Genomic DNA, 17,778 nt, shown 5'->3' on the forward strand with positions numbered 1-17,778 from the left:
GCGGGGTGAAGAACGAAAGCAAAGCGAAACCCTCAGTACCATGCTCCTCTCTCTCGACCACACGGTAATCCCCCCCCCGACGTCCACCCCTTCTTGAGTAGCACGTGACTTTAGAGTCCAATCCACCATGACAAGGAGTTGGACATGAAGAAACGATTCGCAGAAGAACAGATCATTGGCTTCCTGCGAGAAGCCGAAGCCGGCATGCCCATCGCCGAGCTGTGCCGCAAGCACGCTTTCTCCGAGGCCAGTTACTACCTCTGGCGCAGCAAGTTTGGCGGCATGAATGTCTCGGAGGCCAAGCGGCTCAAAGAGCTGGAAACCGAGAACGCACGACTCAAGAAGCTCCTGGCGGAGACCATGCTCGAGAATGAGATCACCAAGGAAGCCCTCCGAAAGAAATGGTGAGCGCACCGTCACGGCGGGAGCTGGTGCGCTATTTGTCGGGCAAGGGGCTGAGTGAACGCCGATCGTTGCGTGTAGCGGGCATGAGCCCTAGCGCCTTCCGCTATCAGCCGCAGCCAGACCGTAATGCCACACTCAAGGAAAAAATCATCACGCTGGCACAGCGCCACCGGCGCTACGGTGCCAGCATGATTTACCTGAAACTACGGCAGCAAGGCATGCAGGTGAATCACAAGCGCGTGGATCGGCTCTATGCCGAGGCAGGTTTGCAGATTCGGCGGCGCAATCGCAAGAAAGTGCCGCTCGCAGAACGGCATCCGCTAGCGCGGCCGATGGCGGCCAATCAGGTTTGGTCGATGGATTTTGTGTTCGACCGGACCGCAGAGGGACGTGTCATCAAGAGCCTGACTATCGTCGATGATGCCACGCACGAAGCGGTGGCCATTGTGCCGGAACGGGCGATGAGCGGCGTGCTCCTGACGCGTGCCCTTGATCAGCTGGCGCAGACACGCGGCTTGCCCAAAGCGATCAGGACAGATAACGGCAAGGAGTTCTGTAGCCGTGCCATGCTCACCTGGGCGCATGCTCGGGGTGTTCAGCTCTTCCTGATTGAGCCGGGTAAACCAAATCAGAACGCTTACATCGAATCGTTCAACGGGCGCTTCCGGGACGAGTGCCTGAACGAACACTGGTTCACCAGCCTGCGCCATGCTCAGGTTGTCATCGAAGCCTGGCGAAGGGAATACAACACCGAAAGACCAAAGAAAGCGCTGGGTGGCCTGACGCCAGCAGCCTACGCCAAGTTACTTGCGCAGAAATCAGGTAAATTAGCCTTGGACTCTAAAGCGGAGTGCTACTGAGATTGGGGGGGCGTCGGGCGCACGAATGGATCGCGAATTGGCCATCAAAGCGTTATTGATGGCAGTTTGGCGGCGCAAACCGGACCAGGAAGTGTTGGTGCATTCAGACCAAGGGAGTCAATTTAGCAGCTACGATTGGCAAGATTTACTGCGCGCACATAATTTGAAGCCGAGCATGAGTCGACGTGGCAATTGCCATGACAATGCAGTCGCAGAGAGCTTCTTCCAATTACTGAAGCGAGAGCGAATTAAGCGGCAAACCTACCGCGATCGTGAAGAAGCCCGTCGTGATGTCTTCAACTATATTGAGATGTTTTACAACCCCAAGCGTCGCCACAGTTTCAATAATGGGCTGTCGCCAATAGAGTATGAAAAGCAGTATTTCGAACGGCTCGGAAGTGTCTAGGAAACCTGGGGCGATTCACATTACCCATCTAGGCCTGCCTCGGGATTCGAACGCATGGCTGAGCGCCTTGCAGGTTAAATCGCTATCTGGTGAGAGCGACATTGCCCAGCCGATGGGTTTTCTGGCGAACAAATCCATCACAACAGCCAGATAAGCCCACCGATTGCCAACCCAGATATAGGTCACATCGCAACACCACTCTTGGTTGGGTTCGGCTACTGCAAACTATCGTGCCAACAGCGACCAGCAAAACCCACGGATAATCCCTTCATCGAGTCGTTTAATGGCAGCTTGCGGGATAAGTGCCTGAACGTACATTGGTTTCTGTCATTGCATGATGCCCGTGACAAGATCGAACGTTGGCGACAGGATTACAATGAGTTTAGGCCGCATAGCTCGCTGGGTGACCGGACTTCCAGCGAGTTCCGGCTCGTGCACCTTGAAGCCCGAGATCTCTAAGTCAGACCGCTCGGTTTGTAGGGAGTAGGTCAGAAATGTGCATCACTCAATGCTGAAGATAAAGCGTTGTATCTTTGATTCTTGCTGCTCTGTTAATTGTATGAATTGCCAACCTGAGCGAATAGATTTAAGTCCATTCGTGAGCAATTGCTCTGATTGGGAGGCGAGGCAAAGGCTGCAAGAAATAAAGCCGATGCCGGGCAGCTCAATCCGGCATTGTGTAAGTACATCACCGATCGCGAGATCTAGTTCGGGGTAAAACCCAAGAAAGCCCACACCACTTAAGCTAATGTCAGATATGCGAACATCGATCGTGTCTGTTGTTGTTTGCAAAATACAGCGTGCATTGATCTGCTGAGGGATCTTGGCTCGATATAGGTTGCGACGTTGAGAATCAAGGGTCATTAGAAAAGCAGCTCTTTGATTTCACCGAGAGGCTGTGCGCCGGCTTCGTCTGTATTGCCGCCACCACTCAAGCCTAATTCACTATTGGTGTTGGGGAATTCTTGCAAATAGTACTCAGAAATAGGTCCGCGCTCTGTTTCTGTCGTTCTGGTGATGATGCCTTCCGGAATCGGGCGGGTTAGCTCAGGACTGTCTTTTAATGCGCTGCTCATGAAGTTTACCCAGACTGGCAACGCTGCAGCGCCGCCAGTTTCTCTTGCCCCAAGACTCCGAGGTTGATCGAAGCCAATCCAGGTAATTGCAACCAATTTCGGGCTATAGCCAGCAAACCACGCATCAAAAGCATCATTGGTGGTGCCGGTTTTACCTGCAAGGTCGTTACGCCCTAAGGCCTTGGCTTTGGTTGCCGTGCCCATTTTAATAACATCACCCATCATACTGGACATGATAAAGGCATTGCGTGGATCCAGTGTACGAGGTGCGTTTTGTCCTGCGATTTCAGGTTGGGTTTTGGCAAGAACTTTACCGCGACTGTCTTCAATCCGATCAATGAAATAAGACCGCACCCGAAAACCGGTATTAGCAAAGACGGCGTAGCCTTCTGCCATTTGTAAGGGCGTGACACTACCTGCACCAAGCGCCATGGTAAGGTAGGCTGGGTGATTTTTGGGGGGGAAGCCAAAGCGAGTAATGTGCTGTTGAGCATAGTCTGGCCCAATGGCTTGCAAAATTCGAATAGAGACTAAGTTCTTGGAAAGGGTTAGAGCTTTCCGTACCGACATCATGCCGGAAAAAGAACCATCATAGTTTTTAGGTTCCCAGCGCTGCCCGTTGGCATCTGATTGATCGATGACGAGTGGTGCATCATTAATTTGCGTGGAAGGGGTTACGCCACGCTCAAGCGCGGCAGAGTAAATAAATGGCTTAAAGCTAGAACCTGGCTGGCGCCATGCCTGAGTAACGTGGTTAAAATTATTGCGATTAAAATCAAAGCCGCCGACCAACGCGGTTATTGCGCCGTTGTCAGGGTTGAGCGCCACCATTGCGCCTTCAACTTGTGGTAGCTGTGCAATCGTCCAGCCTTGGGCACTTGCGCGCACGCGAATGATCGCGCCGGGCCGTATTCGATTGGCTGGCGGGGCTTTCTCGGATAGCGCTGATCTAGCAAATCTGAGTCCGTCGCCCTTTATGGAGATGCGCTCTTCACCCTTGATATAGGCCATTACTTCTTTGCTGGAAACGGAGATTGCAACTGCAACTTTTAATTCATCAGCATCTTTAGTGTTGGCAAGGGCTTCATCTAGCAGGTCTTCTGAGCCCGGCGTGAGCAAGTTGGTGTCGACAAACCCTTCAGGACCGCGATACCCGTGTCTCGTGTCATAGTCGATCAGACCCGTACGCAATGCCTCATAGGCTGCTTGCTGTTGTTGGCTATTGATCGTGGTGTAAACCTGAAAACCATCGGTGTACGCTGCGTCATTATATTTCTCATGAATCATCTGCCTTACCATTTCGGCAACGTATTCCGCGTGAATTGGATAGGCATTAGTGCCACGCTGCACTTGAATTTCGGCCACTTTTGCGGCTTCATATTCCGCAGGCGTGATCATTTGTAATTCGTGCATGCGGCGCAGCACGTAAAGTTGACGTAGCTTTGCTCGTTTAGGATTAACGACAGGGTTATACGCTGAAGGTGCTTTCGGCAGGCCCGCCAGCATGGCAAATTGGGCAATACTGAGTTGACTCAGCGGCTTGCCATAGTATGTTTGAGCCGCCGATGCAAACCCGTAAGCGCGCTGTCCTAGGTAAATTTGGTTGATATAAAGCTCAAGAATTTGATCTTTTGAAAGATTGTGTTCAATTTTGAACGATAATAGTGCTTCGTTGAACTTTCTTGATATTGTCTTTTCGTTGGATAAATAAAAATTTCTAGCTACCTGCATCGTGATAGTGCTGGCGCCAGATCTCGCTTGGCCGGAGATTAAATTACCTGCAATTGCACGAAGTACGCCTAAATAATCAATGCCGCCATGTTGATAAAATCGCTCATCTTCCGCGGCCAGAAGCGCATTGATCATTTGCTTGGGAACCTGATCAATTGGCGTGAAAGCTCTGCGTTCCTCGCCAAATTCACCGATTAATACCTTATCTTGAGTGTATATGCGCAAGGGGACCTTAGGCTTGTAGTCCGTGAGGGCCTCCAAGGATGGGAGCTTGGGGTATGTTACTGTAATCGCCATCACAACGAGCGCAGCTGCAAGCAGGGATAATCCGCCAGCTACGGCCAACAAGCTTAAAAATATTTTCTTGATCATTGCGATAACGAGTATTTGTTTATAGAGTTGGTTTTAAGCGTAATGTACTGCGAATACCTGTTTGTTGCAAAAAGCATCTTCCGCAGAATGTGAGCTTTACACTTAGTTAGCCCCACTGCTAGCATTTTTTGCATGATATAAAAGAGGATTATTGCGTTGAACCTCGATTTCTTAAAGCCATCAGCTCCCCCGCTTATCGGGGTGGACATCAGTGCCTCTGCGGTCAAGATGGTAGAGCTGAGCCAGACGGGGCGCAATTTTAGCCTAGATCGCTATGTGATTGAGCCTTTGCCCAAAGATGCTGTAACGGATAGCAACATCACTAATCCAGAGGCTGTTGCGGAGGCTGTGCAGCGTGCTTGGAAACAACTAGGTAGCAAGGTAAAGAACGTTGCTGTGGCTTTGCCTGCATCGGCAGTTATTACCAAGAAGATCCTTGTTGCTTCAGGAATGAGTGAGCGGGATCTTGAGATGCAGGTCGAAACGGAAGCGAATCAGTACATTCCGTTTTCTTTGGATGAAGTGAATTTAGATTTTCAGGTGCTCGGTCCTGCCCCTAACAATCCTGACGAAGATGAAGTTCTCATTGCGGCCGCTAAAAAGACTAAGGTGGAAGAGCGCGTTGCTGCTATTGAAGATGCGGGGCTTAAGGCTGTGGTACTAGATGTTGAGTCTTATGCAACTCAGGCCGCTTTTGAGTTAATGCGTCCGCAGCTGCCGAATGGTGGTGAAAATCAAATTGTGGCGGTGGTGGATATTGGCGCCACAGCGATGCACATGAATATCTTCAAAGATGGGCAGTCGATTTATAGCCGGGATCAAGGCTACGCGGGTAACCAGCTAACCCAAGAGATTCAGCGTAAATTCAATATGTCATCTGAAGAAGCTGAATCTGCCAAGCGTCAAGGTGGCTTGCCAGATAATTATGAGCCTGATGTGCTGCAGCCGTTTATGGATACGATGGCATTAGAGATATCTCGCTCTTTGCAGTTCTTCTATACATCAAGCAATTACACGACAGTTGATCATATTTTACTGGCCGGTGGGTGTAGCGTGATTCATGGCTTGGATGAGGCAGTTTCCAGCCGCACTCAGGTGGCAAGTACTATGCGGGCCAATCCCTTCTTTAGTATGTCTACTGGCAAGGTTCGTGGTAAACAGATTCAATTAGATGCGCCTTCGCTCCTGATCGCGTGTGGTTTGGCTATGCGGAGGTTTGATCCTGCATGATACGTATTAACTTACTTCCTCATCGCGAGGAAAAAAGACTGGCAAGGCAACGGCGTTATGTTGCATTGCTCGGTTTCTCATTTGTTGCGGCTTGTTCGATTGTTCTCGCGGGTTACCTCTTGTTAGCAACTAAGATTGAGGCCCAGAATGAGCGGAATCAATTTCTGACGGCTGAGAATGCCAAACTCGACAAAGAGATCGCAGAAATCGAAAAGCTAAAGTCAGAGAAGCAGGCGCTTCTGGATCGCAAACAGATTGTTGAACGCTTACAATCCAATCGAACGGAAACCGTTCACATTATGGATCAATTGACACGGCAGGTTCCTGAAGGCGTGTACTTAAAAGATGTTAAGCAAGTGGGAGAGCAACTGACCTTGAATGGCTTGGCCCAATCAAATGCTCGGGTTTCCACTTTGATGCGTAACGTCAATGATTCTCCAGTGTTCGAACAGCCGTTGTTGATTGAAACCAAAGCAGCAAGTGTTGGAAATCAGCGTCTATCTGAATTTACGTTGAACATTAAGGTTACCCGTGCTTCTTTGGACGCATCCATGGTCGCGTCAAAACCTGCGGTTGCTAGGGGGCAATAATGGCTGTTACGTTAGACGATTTCAAAAATCTAGATCCCAAAGACGCTGGCAACTGGCCGCTGGTAGTTCAGCTAACTTCTGCGGTTGTCTTGGTGGCAGTCGTTGTTGCTGCGGGCGTATTTTATTTTTGGCAGCCACAATTTGATGAGCTGGATGCTGGTGTTCAGCAAGAAGAACAGCTGAAGCAGCAATATCTCGAAAAAAAGAAAAAGTCGATTAATCTTGAAGCTTATCGCCAACAATTGCTTGAGATCCAGCAGGCATTTGGAGCGTTGCTGAAGCAGCTACCCAATAAGTCTGAAATGGAAACATTGCTGACCGAAATTAATCAGGCAGGGGTTGGCCGCGGCTTGATGTTTGAATTGTTCAAGCCTGGCTCTGAAGTAAAAACCGCAGAGTTCGCAGAAATGCCAATCAACATTAAGGTTACTGGCTCGTATCACGATCTCTCTGCTTTCGTAAGTGATGTTGCGCAGCTATCGCGAATTGTCACTCTTAGTGATATTAAACTTTCAGTGCCGAAAGACCCCAGTCTTTTGTCCATGGAAGCAACGGTTAAAACCTATCGTGCGCTAGACGAGGCAGAGCAACAAGCAATTCGGCAGGCTGAAATTGAAGCCCGTAAAAAGAATCGACAATAAGAGGGCGAGAACATGCTAAGACTTAAAACCATCGCCCTGTTGCTTCCCTTCTGCACTTTGCTTAGTGGTTGTTTTTCTGAAGAGAATGCAGACTTGAAAGTTTGGATGCAAGAGCAAACAGAGGGCTTGCGAGGTCGTGTAGAGCCATTGCCGGAGGTTAAGCCCTATCAGCCTTTTGCATATGAAGCATTTTCTCTGCCCGATCCATTTCGGCCAAGTAAAATGGAGCTGGCAAAGAAAGCTGGGACGGGTGGTATCGCTCCAAATACGAATCGTCCTAAAGAAGTGCTTGAAAACTACGATCTGGAAAAATTAAGAATGGTTGGTACCTTGCAACAAGGCAAAACTATTCAGGCTCTGGTGAAGGCTCCGGATGGTAATCTTTACCGAGTAAAAACGGGAAGCTACATGGGGCAGGATTTTGGTATGGTTACCAAGGTAACTGAAACCGAAATTACCCTAAAAGAAATTGTTGAAGATAGTGGTGGGGATTGGGTTGAGCGCACCACAACCTTGGGTCTGGATGACGCGGAGCAGAAAAAATGACTTTAACTAGAATTCTCGGTGGTTTCGCGAAGGTTGCGCTGCTGTTGTGGACTCCGCTGGCATTGGCAGCTGAGGCTGCAAATATTACTGGTATTGAAGTGAGTAATGTCAGTGCAGAAAAGCAGATTGTTAAGGTGATGTTTAGTGGTACACCTCCTACGCCCACAAGCTTCTCAGTCAATACCCCTCCTCGGATAGCGTTTGACTTTGCCAATACAGCGAATCAAGCGGGAAAAAGCTCAGTGCAGGTCAATGGCGCCGCCTTGCGCCTGATTAATATTGCCGAAGGTACTGGCCGAACACGGCTGGTATTTAATTTGCAAAAACCGGCCGCCTATGAAACAAAAGTTGATGGCAATGCCTTGCTAATTTCTGTTGATGGGGCAGCTGGTGCCACCACGGCAAAAGATGCTGCACCAGTGAGAGCGGGCACTCAATTTGCCGAATCAAAAGCAACGGGCAAACGTGAGGGTATTCAGGATATTGACTTTCGCCGCGGTTCATCGGGCGAGGGTAAAGTGATTATTGATTTATCCAGCTCAAATGTCGGGATTGATATTCGCCAACAAGGCAAAAAACTACTGGTTGAATTTTCTAAAGTGGGTTTGCCCAAAACGTTGGAGCGAAGTTTGGATGTGGCGGACTTCGGTACCCCGATCCAGCGTGTAGATACCTTTAGCCAAGGCGAGACAGTGAAAATGCTGATTGAGCCAAAAGGTACTTGGGAGTATTCGGCCTATCAAACTGAAAATCGCTTTGTTGTTGAGGTACGCGATACCAGTGACGCTAAAAAATCAGCGCAAAGCAAGCCAAATTATAAGGGCGAGAAACTCTCACTTAATTTCCAGAACGTTGAGATTCGTACCGTGCTGCAAGTGATTGCCGAATTCACCGGCATGAACATTATCACCAGCGATACGGTGAATGGCGCACTCACTCTGCGGCTTAAAGATGTGCCATGGGATCAAGCCCTGGATATTATCTTGCAAGCCAAAGGTCTGGATCAGCGCAAATCTGGCAACGTAATGTGGATTGCACCACGTGATGAGCTAGCATCTAAAGAGAAGCAAGAGCTGGAAGCTAAAAAGCAAATAGCCGAGCTCGAACCTACCCGTACAGAATATTTCTCGCTGAAATATACCAAAGCCGATGAGATGAAAACGGTACTTACTGACGATAAGCAAAAATTGCTTTCTCCTCGGGGTAGTGCTGTTATCGTACCGCGTACTAATCAGGTGATTGTGCAGGATATTCCATCCAAACTGGAGCAGATTCGTGAATTGATTGCGAAGACAGACATTCCTGTGCGGCAAGTCATGATTGAAGCGCGCATCGTTGAGGCTGAAGATGGTTTTAGCCGCAACTTGGGGGTGAAGTTTCATGGCCTGTACATGAAGAAAGATTATGGAGCGGCGGGTGGCTTGACTACGAAAGACTATAAAACGACTGGAGGTGAAAGTTATCCTGGCCCAGCCTTAGCTGGGAATACGCCCCAAGTTAGCCTTCCTGCTGCAGCAATTGGTGGTTTCAATCCAGCTTCGATCGCCATGATGGTAGCGGGTTCTGATGGCTTGCTCGGTTTGGAGCTGAGTGCACTGGAACAAGACGGCAAGGGAAAGATTGTTTCTAGTCCGCGCCTAGTCACTGCAGATCAAGTAGAGGCAGTGATTGAAGATGGTCAAGAGATTCCTTACTCTGAGTCTTCACAGAATGGTGCATCGACTGTGTCCTTCAAGAAGGCAACCCTGTCTTTGAAAGTGACGCCTCAAATCACGCCTGATGGCAATGTGTTCATGGATGTGGCTGTGAATAAAGACAGCCGCGGTGAGAATACCCTCAGCGGTCCAGCCATCAATACCAAGCAAATTAAGACTAAGGTTTTGGTGGAGAATGGTGGCACGGTTGTTATCGGCGGTATCTACATCGAAGATACGACCAACACCGTAACTCAGGTACCAATGCTGGGGGATATCCCTGTAGTGGGCAATCTCTTCAAAAATCGTGCACAAAGTACTCAAAAGCGTGAGTTACTGATCTTCTTGACTCCACGGGTACTACAGTCAGATCTGACGCTGCGCTAATTGTTGCGTAGGCGGTGTAGATCATCGCCTAGCAGCAGTGATTCAAGTAAAATGCCTGGTATGAAAATGCCAGGCAATTTTTTTTTGGTCGGCCTCATGGGGGCCGGCAAAACAACCGTGGGGCGAGCCTTAGCGAAGGCGAGTGGCAAAACTTTTCATGATTCTGATCATGAAATCGAGGCTAGAACCGGTGCCCGTATCCCGACGATTTTCGAACTTGAAGGCGAGGCGGGTTTTCGTGCGCGCGAGGCTGAAGCGATTGCTGAACTCACCCGGCTGCAGAATATCGTGCTGGCCACCGGCGGTGGTGCGGTACTCAATCCGGACAACCGGGCATGTCTGCGGCGTAATGGTTATGTGATTTACCTCTGCGCATCGCCTGACGAACTATATCAACGCACCTGCCACGATAAAAACCGGCCTTTACTGCAGACCGCCGATCCCAAAGCACGCTTAGCCGAGCTGTTTGCTATCCGTGATCCTCTTTATCGTGAAGTGGCCGATCTGGTTATCGACACTAGCAACCAAAGTGTCAATTCACTGCTGCAACTACTGATTAAAGAACTGGAAAAGAACCAATGACCCACATTGTGCCGGTAGATATTGCTCACGCCCCATACAACATCCACATTGGTCGTGGATTGCTCGCCCAAGCCGAATTGATTGTGGCTCAGCTTGCGCAGCCGCGGGTAGCGATTGTTAGCAATGAGACTGTTGCGCCACTTTATTTGCCGCAGTTAAAACAAGTGCTAGAAGCCAAGGGCGTCACAGTACAGGCCATCATTCTTCCCGATGGTGAGCAATACAAAACCTGGGAATCGCTAAATCAAATTATGGATGCGCTACTCACCGAGCGTGCGGAGCGGAAAACCTCCTTAATCGCCCTTGGTGGTGGGGTGATTGGCGATATGACTGGCTTTGCTGCTGCAATTTATCAGCGCGGCGTCCCCTTCATTCAAATCCCGACCACCTTGCTCGCGCAGGTTGATTCTTCCGTGGGTGGCAAGACGGCGATCAATCATCCGCTGGGTAAAAACATGATTGGCGCTTTTTATCAGCCCAAGCTTGTGTTGGCCGATTTGGACACTTTAAGCACCTTGCCGGATCGCGAATTTAGCGCCGGTATGGCCGAGGTAATTAAGTACGCGTTTATTGATGACCCTGAGTTTTTGCTCTGGCTTGAGGCGAATATTCAGGGCGTGATGGCGCGGCAGGACGATCTCTTGGCTTATGCCATCGAACGCTGCTGTTTGAACAAAGCGCGAATTGTCGCCGCTGATGAAAAAGAAACCGGTCAGCGGGCATTGCTGAATCTTGGCCATACCTTTGGGCATGCTATTGAAGCGGGCTTAGGGTATGGCGCTTGGTTGCATGGTGAAGCGGTTGCCGCAGGGATGGTGTTGGCTGCACATGCTTCGCAAGCGCTGGGGCAGCTGGCGGCCGCAGATGTTGCCCGCGTGACAAACCTACTCTTGGCTGCCGGTTTACCAGTGGTGGCCCCTGATCTTGGCGCCGCGCGCTATAAGGCCCTAATGGCGCAAGATAAGAAAGTAGATGCTGGCAAGATCAAATTCATTCTGCTACGCCAGCTGGGTGAAGCTTATATTGGCGAGCTGCCAGAATCTGCAATTGATGCCGCGTTGGCAGCGGGCTGCGCAGCTAAATAATCGGCCAGTGAAATCGCTAAAGCGGCTTTGGCCTTGTCGAGCGGCAAGGTCAGGCCGCTTTTTTCTTCGGTGCTGAGCGGGCTAACGATCAGCTCGAATACCTGATCCAGCCCGATATTGGCGGCACTACCAGCCAAAAACCATTGCCCATCGCGGTTGGATTCCACCCAGCCTTTTTCGGCCATTTGGTCGAGCAGGTTTTGCGTCGCATCGACGCCTAATCCCACCCGTTTGCGCAGTTCATCGATGTGCAGAATATAAGAATTCGTATGCGCCTTGGCTAACTCGGCCAAAATACTCATCGCTTGCTCAAAGCGGGTGCCATGGTGCTGGCTCCATTGCCAACCATCATTGTGCCAGTAGGAGAGCGTCGCAGAAATCACTGCCCCCGTCAGGACGATCACCCAGCAGACATACAGCCACAGCAAAAAGATCGGAAAGCTGGCGAAAGCGCCATAGACGAGTTTGTACGTGCCAAATTGTTTCAAGTACAGTGCAAACAGCCATTTCATGACCTCCAGTAGTGCTGTGGTGATCAGTGCTGCAGTCGTGGCGTGATGGCGCGGTACGAAGCAATTGGGCAGGGCCATGTACAGCAGCGTCAGCGAGCAGAACACCAAGAGTGGCGGCCCGATTTTGATCAAGCTGAAATCAAAACCACTGGCAAAGCCCCCAGCCTGATTCGAAATCCAATTGGTGAGTGAAAGGCTTAAGCCGATCAGTAATGGCGCCAGGGTTAGGGTGGCCCAGTAGGTTAGCGTGCGCGGCAATAGCTTGCGTTGCCGCCGAACGCGCCAAATGTCGTTCACCGATTTTTCAATCGTGGTCATCAACAAGATCGCGGTGGCCAGCAAACCAATCATCCCGAAGGCCGTGAGGCGATCGGCGTTGTCGGCAAATTGCCGCATATACACACCCACGACTTTGCCGGCGGCATCGGGAACCAGATTGGAAATGATAAAACCACGAAAACGGCTACTCAGCCCGCTGAACATCGGGAAGGCCGAGATCACCGTCAGTGCAATCGTAAATAGCGGTACTAAAGCCAGTAGGCTGGTGTAGGTAAGGCTGCCCGCGGTATTCAGGCAGCGATCAGCCACGAGGCGCTGGCCAACAAAGCGGCTAAAACCCAAAACTCGGCGCCACAGGGGCAGGGGGCTGGAAGCAGTCATCATCACTTTATACCGACAGAATCCCTTTATAATACCGCAAACTTTCTATGAGCCCGATCATGAGCGATATTCTGGTCTTGTATTACTCCACGCATGGTGCCACGCGGCAAATGGCGCAGCTGATTGCCCGTGGTATCGATAGCGTGCCGGGCATGCAGGCGCGTTTGCGTACCGTGCCCCGCATTTCTACCGTCTGTGAAGCGACAGAGTCGGCTATTCCCGCAGCTGGGGCGCCCTATGTAGAGCTCGCCGATTTACAAGAATGCGTCGGTATTGCCGTGGGTAGCCCGACCCGGTTTGGCAATATGGCTGCACCGATGAAGTATTTTTGGGATTCCACCATCGCCGAATGGCTGCAAGGCACCTTGATTGGCAAGCCCGCGTCGGTGTTTACCAGCTCTGGTACCTTGCATGGCGGCAATGAATCCACGCTGATCACCATGATGTTGCCGCTGTTACATCACGGCATGTTGATCGTTGGTACGCCTTATTCAGAAAGCGCCTTGCTCTCGACCACTACCGGCGGCACCCCTTATGGCCCTAGTCATTGGGCGGGTACGGATTCCAGCCAGCCGATCTCTGAGGCGGAGCGCCAACTGTGTATTGCGCAGGGCAAGCGGCTGGCCGAAGTGGCTCGCCAGCTGATGCAGGGGGCGGCATGAGTTTATCACCCAAGCAGTTGCCAATCTGGCAGTGGCTCACGGTTGCTTGTGTACTGGCCATGGTATTGCTCACCATGCTATGGGAGCTATGGCTTTCACCGCTATACCCCGGGGGGTCATGGTTGGCGGCGAAGGCGCTGATTATGTTGCTGCCACTGCGCGGTCTCTTGCATGGCCGGCGTTACACCTTTCAGTGGTACACCATGTTTGTGCTGCTGTGGTTGCTGGAAGGAATTATGCGGGCGTATGCCGAGCAGGGGCTGGGCCAGGTTTTGGCGCTGTTGCAGGTGGTGTTGGCCGTGGTGAGTTATGCGAGCGCTAACTTGTACGCCAAATATTCGCGCCCAAGTCTATTGGCGCAGTATGCCGAGCAGCAATCTGCCTCCTAAGCAAATTAAATCGAAGCAAATAAAAGCCCCGCCGATCAGGCGGGGCTTTGTTTTTGCGGTGGGCGACCTAGGGCTGGCTCGGGTCAAGTCAGCTTTGAGTGTGAAACGGCGGGCTTATGGCCTTGGTTTCACGAAATGATCGGGTACATCATTTCGTTCCCGTTGTGGCAAACCTGTGGGGCGTAGCCCTTAAACTGGTTGCGGGTGCACGCGCTCGGCGTTGTTATTAATTTTATTCAGCGCAGAAATATAGGCTTTCGCGCTGGCAACAATAATGTCGGTATCCGCGCCTTGGCCATTCACGATCCGGCCATCTTTGGCCAGGCGAACCGTAACTTCACCTTGGCTGTCGGTGCCGGCCGTGATGGCATTCACTGAATACAACTGCAATTCGGCGCCGCTGTTGATCAGCGATTCGATGGCTTTGAAGGTCGCATCCACCGTGCCATCGCCATGCGCCAAGGCGCGACGCTCTTGGCCCGCCTCGGTCATTACCAGCTCGGCCTGCGGTGTTTCACCGGTTTCTGAGACCACTTTCAGTGACACCAGCTTGAAGTGCTCTTGCTCGATCGAGATCAGCTCGTCAGATACTAAGGCATGCAAATCTTCGTCGAAAATTTCGCGCTTTTTATCCGCCAATTCTTTAAAGCGCGCGAAGGCGGCGTTCAGTGCTTCTTCGCTGGCGATCTCGATGCCCAATTCCTGCAGCTTGGTGCGGAAGGCATTGCGGCCCGACAATTTGCCCAGTGTAAGGCGGTTGGTGCTCCAGCCCACTGATTCGGCGCTCATGATTTCGTAGGTTTCGCGATGTTTCAGCACGCCATCTTGGTGAATGCCGGATTCATGCGCAAACGCATTGGCGCCGACAATCGCTTTGTTCGGTTGTACCGGATAGCCGGTGATCGTGGAGACCAATTTGCTGGTCGGCACAATTTGCGTGGTATCGATGCGGGTTTCCACGCCGAAGATGTCTTTGCGGGTGCGGGTGGCCATCACGATTTCTTCCATCGCGGCATTACCGGCGCGCTCGCCCAGACCGTTAATCGTGCATTCCACTTGGCGCGCACCACCCAAGACGGCGGCCAGTGAATTGGCTACCGCCATGCCCAAATCATTGTGACAGTGCGCTGACCAGATCACTTTATCGCCACCCGGCGTTTTCGCTATCAGCTCGCGGAAAAACGCTTCGGTTTTTTGTGGTACGGCATAACCCACGGTATCCGGTACGTTCAAGGTGGTGGCGCCGGCTTCGATGACGGCACCAAAAATGCGGGCCAGAAAGTCGATGTCTGAGCGCAATGCGTCTTCCGCGGAAAACTCCACATCCGTGGTGTATTCGCGGGCAATTTTCACCGCCTTAACGGCGGCTTCAACCACTTGATCCGGTTCCATGCGCAATTTGTGCTGCATATGAATCGGGCTGGTGGCAATAAAGGTATGAATCCGGCCGCGTTTGGCGTCTTTGATGGCTTCGCCGGCTGCACGTACATCCCGCTCGTTGGCGCGAGCGAGCGAACAGACGGTGCTGTTTTCGATAATGCCGGCGATGGTTTTGATGGCATCAAAATCACCAGGGCTGGCGGCGGCAAAGCCGGCTTCAATCACATCCACGCCGAGTTTTTCCAGCTGGCGAGCAATCCGGATTTTTTCTTCTTTGGTCATTGAGGCGCCGGGCGACTGTTCGCCATCGCGCAAGGTGGTGTCAAAAATAACCAAACGGGTATTACTCATGGTGTGCTCCTGTTGACTGAATGAGGCAGCGGATGTGCTGCGCATATAGTGCTGGATATTCAAAGTGCGGCCTTGGCGGGTAGCCAATTGAGCCAGCTTGTCCACTTGGGTGAGGGGCAAGCTGCCGCGTTCACGCCATTTATAAATTGCAGCGCGGGACACCGGGTCATCCGGAAACATGGCATTCAGAGCTTCGGCCAGGTTGCTCGGGCCGCCGAAATCGGCGATTAGACGTTCAATGTCCAATGACATGGGGTGTTTCTCCGCGTTGATGTGTTTAGAGTACGATTTGTTCGACATTGAGTCAAATATTTTGCGCAAAAAAATGGCGCCAATGTGATTTTGGCGCCACGTGGTTCGACTTTAAATTAAAAATTAGACATTATGTCTGATTTTGCTTGGTGCGAGGCTTGATGATAAAGCGCCACAGCCAGTACAGATAGCCTGAGGCTGCGTAGCAAATGAAGAAACTAAACAACACCAGCGCCGGGCGTGAGGCGCCGATCACCAGCACGAGGGTGGCAATCAGCAGCGACATAAACGGCACGGTTTTGCGCATATGTAGCTCTTTAAAGCTCCAAAAGGGCACATTCGATACCATGGTCAGACCGGCAAACAGCGTAAATAGCAGTGCGGCATACGGCATGAGCTCGGCCAGATGCAGTAAATCATCGTGGTATTCGATATTGATCCACACCAGCCCTGCCACCAGGGCCGCCGCCGCCGGGCTAGGTAGGCCCTGGAAAAAACGTTTATCCACCACCTGAATATTGGTATTGAAGCGGGCCAGGCGCAGCGCCGCACCGGCGCAGTAGATAAAGGCAACCGCCCAGCCAAATTTGCCAAAGGGTGAGAGTGCCCATTCATACATCACTAGCGCTGGCGCCACGCCAAACGACACCATGTCGGATAGGCTATCGAATTGCGCGCCAAATTCGGATTGGGTGTGCGTCATGCGGGCCACGCGCCCATCCAGGCCATCAAGGATCATGGCGGCGAAAATCGCCAACGCGGCTTGCTCAAATTTGCCGTTCATCGCCTGTACGATGGCATAAAAGCCACCAAACAAAGCAGCCAGCGTGAATAAATTGGGAAGCAGGTAAATACTTTGGCGGCGCAGATTCAGCGCGGGTTTTTGTTGCATTGCTCTAACCTCGGCGGTCGGCCTACTAGCGGGATGGTCGATTGTAACCGAGCCGCAGGCGGGCTGACAGGGTTTGTCTGCGTGGGGCGGGGTGGCTGCGGTATAATTGCCGCTTTGATTGATAGAGGCCGTTGCGGCTAAGGGGCTGTGGTGTCAGATCGTTTGTTTGTAGCGCTTCAACACGTTTTACCCAAACGTCTCCTCACCGAGTTGCTGGGTAATCTGGCCGGCCGGCAGGCTGGTAGCCTGACCACGCAAGTGATCAAGTCGTTTATCGCCAAGTATCAGGTCAACATGGCGGAAGCGGCCAATCCCGATCCCGCCAGCTACGCCACTTTCAACGAATTTTTTACTCGGCCACTCAAAGCCGGCGCCCGGCCGATAGACTCTGTGCCGCTGGTGTGTCCGGTGGATGGCGCGATTAGCCAGCTGGGCAAAATCGAGCAAGAACAGATTTTTCAGGCCAAGGGCAGGCAATACACCGCCACGGCCTTGCTCGGCGGGGATGCCGCGTTGGCCGCGCCTTTTCGCGATGGCCAGTTTGCCACCATTTATCTCAGCCCCAAAGATTATCACCGTATCCATATGCCATGCCGTGGGCGGCTAACCGAGATGATTTATGTGCCCGGCGAGCTGTATTCGGTTAATCCGGCGACTGCCCGTGGCGTTGATGCGCTGTTTGCGCGCAATGAGCGGGTGGTGTGCATGTTTGATTCCGAATTCGGATCGTTTGCGCTGGTGCTGGTGGGGGCCACCATCGTGGGCAGTATGGCTACCGTCTGGCATGGCGTGGTGAATCCGCCACGGGCCAATGCGGTATGGCGCAAGAGCTATCTCGACCAGCAAATCGTGCTGGAAAAAGGCGAAGAAATGGGCCGTTTCCTGCTTGGTTCGACCGTCGTGTTGCTCTTTCAGCCGGGCACGCCAGCCTTCGCGCCCGACTGGGTGGCTGCGCGGCCGGTACGATTGGGCGAAATGATGGCAGCATAAGGGGTATTTGCCGCAGTGTAATATCTGTGGTGCTTTCTGGGGCTATACTGATTTGGGTATATTGATCTGATCCTGGAGAACACCA

17 protein-coding genes and 2 pseudogenes are annotated in these 17,778 nt (G+C 51.8%); 13 read left to right on the forward strand and 6 right to left on the reverse strand.

Annotation, left to right across the window (positions count from 1 at the left end; all coding sequences use genetic code 11):
- The first annotated feature begins 144 nt into the window (after window positions 1-144).
- Together QV747_RS14655 and QV747_RS14660 are read left to right on the forward strand one after the other, a co-directional pair.
- A protein-coding gene (locus QV747_RS14655) for an IS3 family transposase (protein ID WP_273432648.1) occupies window positions 145-1,265 on the forward strand; the annotation gives its coding sequence in 2 pieces (ribosomal slippage) (window positions 145-403 and window positions 403-1,265; 1,122 coding nt in all).
- A gap of 1 nt (window position 1,266) precedes the next feature.
- Window positions 1,267-1,671: pseudogene (locus tag QV747_RS14660) on the forward strand (IS3 family transposase); the annotation flags it as partial.
- An 18-nt stretch (window positions 1,672-1,689) separates the two neighbouring features.
- Here the strand turns inward: QV747_RS14660 and QV747_RS14665 are convergent.
- Window positions 1,690-1,896, reverse strand: a pseudogene (locus QV747_RS14665) (DDE-type integrase/transposase/recombinase); the annotation flags it as partial.
- On the opposite strand from QV747_RS14665, the gene QV747_RS16660 reads away from it, so the two are divergent.
- Window positions 1,873-2,130 (forward strand): transposase, encoded by a 258-nt coding sequence (locus QV747_RS16660; protein ID WP_373317325.1) that lies wholly within the window; start codon window positions 1,873-1,875, stop codon window positions 2,128-2,130. The pseudogene QV747_RS14665 and the gene QV747_RS16660 sit on opposite strands and share 24 nt — an antisense overlap.
- A gap of 42 nt (window positions 2,131-2,172) precedes the next feature.
- On the opposite strand, the gene QV747_RS14670 is transcribed toward QV747_RS16660, so the two are convergent.
- Entirely contained in the window at window positions 2,173-2,535 is a 363-nt protein-coding gene (locus QV747_RS14670; RefSeq protein ID WP_273432647.1) for a flagellar brake protein, read from the reverse strand.
- Window positions 2,535-4,850, reverse strand: coding sequence for a penicillin-binding protein 1A (locus QV747_RS14675; protein ID WP_273432645.1), 2,316 nt, complete (start codon window positions 4,848-4,850; stop codon window positions 2,535-2,537). The genes QV747_RS14670 and QV747_RS14675 overlap by 1 nt, the downstream gene beginning before the upstream one ends.
- Before the next feature lie 156 nt (window positions 4,851-5,006).
- On the opposite strand from QV747_RS14675, the gene QV747_RS14680 reads away from it, so the two are divergent.
- The 7 genes from QV747_RS14680 to aroB are packed head-to-tail and all read left to right on the forward strand — an operon-like array spanning window position 5,007 to window position 11,605.
- The gene (locus tag QV747_RS14680; protein ID WP_081986740.1) at window positions 5,007-6,080 is read left to right on the forward strand and encodes a pilus assembly protein PilM; all 1,074 of its coding nucleotides are present in this window, start codon (window positions 5,007-5,009) and stop codon (window positions 6,078-6,080) included.
- A complete protein-coding gene (locus tag QV747_RS14685; protein ID WP_028449675.1) occupies window positions 6,077-6,670 on the forward strand; it encodes a PilN domain-containing protein in 594 nt (197 codons plus the stop codon). Before QV747_RS14680 ends, QV747_RS14685 begins: the two co-directional genes overlap by 4 nt.
- Window positions 6,670-7,311, forward strand: a complete 642-nt coding sequence (locus QV747_RS14690) for a type 4a pilus biogenesis protein PilO (RefSeq protein ID WP_273432642.1) — start codon at window positions 6,670-6,672, stop codon at window positions 7,309-7,311. The genes QV747_RS14685 and QV747_RS14690 overlap by 1 nt, the downstream gene beginning before the upstream one ends.
- 12 nt (window positions 7,312-7,323) lie before the next feature.
- Window positions 7,324-7,857 carry a pilus assembly protein PilP gene (locus QV747_RS14695; RefSeq protein WP_034619280.1) on the forward strand — a complete coding sequence of 178 codons (534 nt, stop codon included), beginning with the start codon at window positions 7,324-7,326 and terminating at the stop codon, window positions 7,855-7,857.
- Window positions 7,854-9,938: a type IV pilus secretin PilQ gene (pilQ, locus tag QV747_RS14700; RefSeq protein ID WP_273432639.1), complete on the forward strand. Its 2,085-nt coding sequence runs from the start codon at window positions 7,854-7,856 to the stop codon at window positions 9,936-9,938. Before QV747_RS14695 ends, pilQ begins: the two co-directional genes overlap by 4 nt.
- Before the next feature lie 51 nt (window positions 9,939-9,989).
- Entirely contained in the window at window positions 9,990-10,520 is a 531-nt protein-coding gene (locus QV747_RS14705) for a shikimate kinase (protein ID WP_273432637.1), read from the forward strand.
- The gene (gene aroB / locus QV747_RS14710) at window positions 10,517-11,605 is read left to right on the forward strand and encodes a 3-dehydroquinate synthase (protein WP_273432635.1); all 1,089 of its coding nucleotides are present in this window, start codon (window positions 10,517-10,519) and stop codon (window positions 11,603-11,605) included. Before QV747_RS14705 ends, aroB begins: the two co-directional genes overlap by 4 nt.
- On the opposite strand, the gene QV747_RS14715 is transcribed toward aroB, so the two are convergent.
- On the reverse strand, window positions 11,539-12,780 hold the full coding sequence (locus QV747_RS14715; RefSeq protein WP_273432633.1) for a YihY family inner membrane protein: 1,242 nt from the start codon (window positions 12,778-12,780) through the stop codon (window positions 11,539-11,541). The two genes, aroB and QV747_RS14715, sit on opposite strands and share 67 nt — an antisense overlap.
- A gap of 44 nt (window positions 12,781-12,824) precedes the next feature.
- Here QV747_RS14715 and wrbA point away from each other — a divergent pair, with 44 nt between their 5' ends.
- Window positions 12,825-13,439 (forward strand): NAD(P)H:quinone oxidoreductase, encoded by a 615-nt coding sequence (gene wrbA, locus QV747_RS14720; protein ID WP_273432631.1) that lies wholly within the window; start codon window positions 12,825-12,827, stop codon window positions 13,437-13,439.
- Window positions 13,436-13,828: a DUF2069 domain-containing protein gene (locus QV747_RS14725; RefSeq protein WP_273432629.1), complete on the forward strand. Its 393-nt coding sequence runs from the start codon at window positions 13,436-13,438 to the stop codon at window positions 13,826-13,828. Before wrbA ends, QV747_RS14725 begins: the two co-directional genes overlap by 4 nt.
- 189 nt (window positions 13,829-14,017) lie before the next feature.
- On the opposite strand, the gene QV747_RS14730 is transcribed toward QV747_RS14725, so the two are convergent.
- Together QV747_RS14730 and pssA are read right to left on the reverse strand one after the other, a co-directional pair.
- Complete coding sequence (locus QV747_RS14730) at window positions 14,018-15,811, reverse strand: 2-isopropylmalate synthase (RefSeq protein WP_273432627.1); 1,794 nt, start codon at window positions 15,809-15,811, stop codon at window positions 14,018-14,020.
- 130 nt (window positions 15,812-15,941) lie between these two features.
- On the reverse strand, window positions 15,942-16,703 hold the full coding sequence (gene pssA / locus QV747_RS14735; RefSeq protein ID WP_028449666.1) for a CDP-diacylglycerol--serine O-phosphatidyltransferase: 762 nt from the start codon (window positions 16,701-16,703) through the stop codon (window positions 15,942-15,944).
- A 150-nt stretch (window positions 16,704-16,853) separates the two neighbouring features.
- On the opposite strand from pssA, the gene asd reads away from it, so the two are divergent.
- Window positions 16,854-17,693 (forward strand): archaetidylserine decarboxylase, encoded by an 840-nt coding sequence (asd, locus tag QV747_RS14740; protein ID WP_273432625.1) that lies wholly within the window; start codon window positions 16,854-16,856, stop codon window positions 17,691-17,693.
- Window positions 17,694-17,778 lie beyond the last annotated feature (85 nt).

Origin of the sequence: uncultured Chitinibacter sp., assembly GCF_945957625.1 — a bacterium.
In the GTDB taxonomy this organism is placed as follows: domain Bacteria; phylum Pseudomonadota; class Gammaproteobacteria; order Burkholderiales; family Chitinibacteraceae; genus Chitinibacter; species Chitinibacter tainanensis.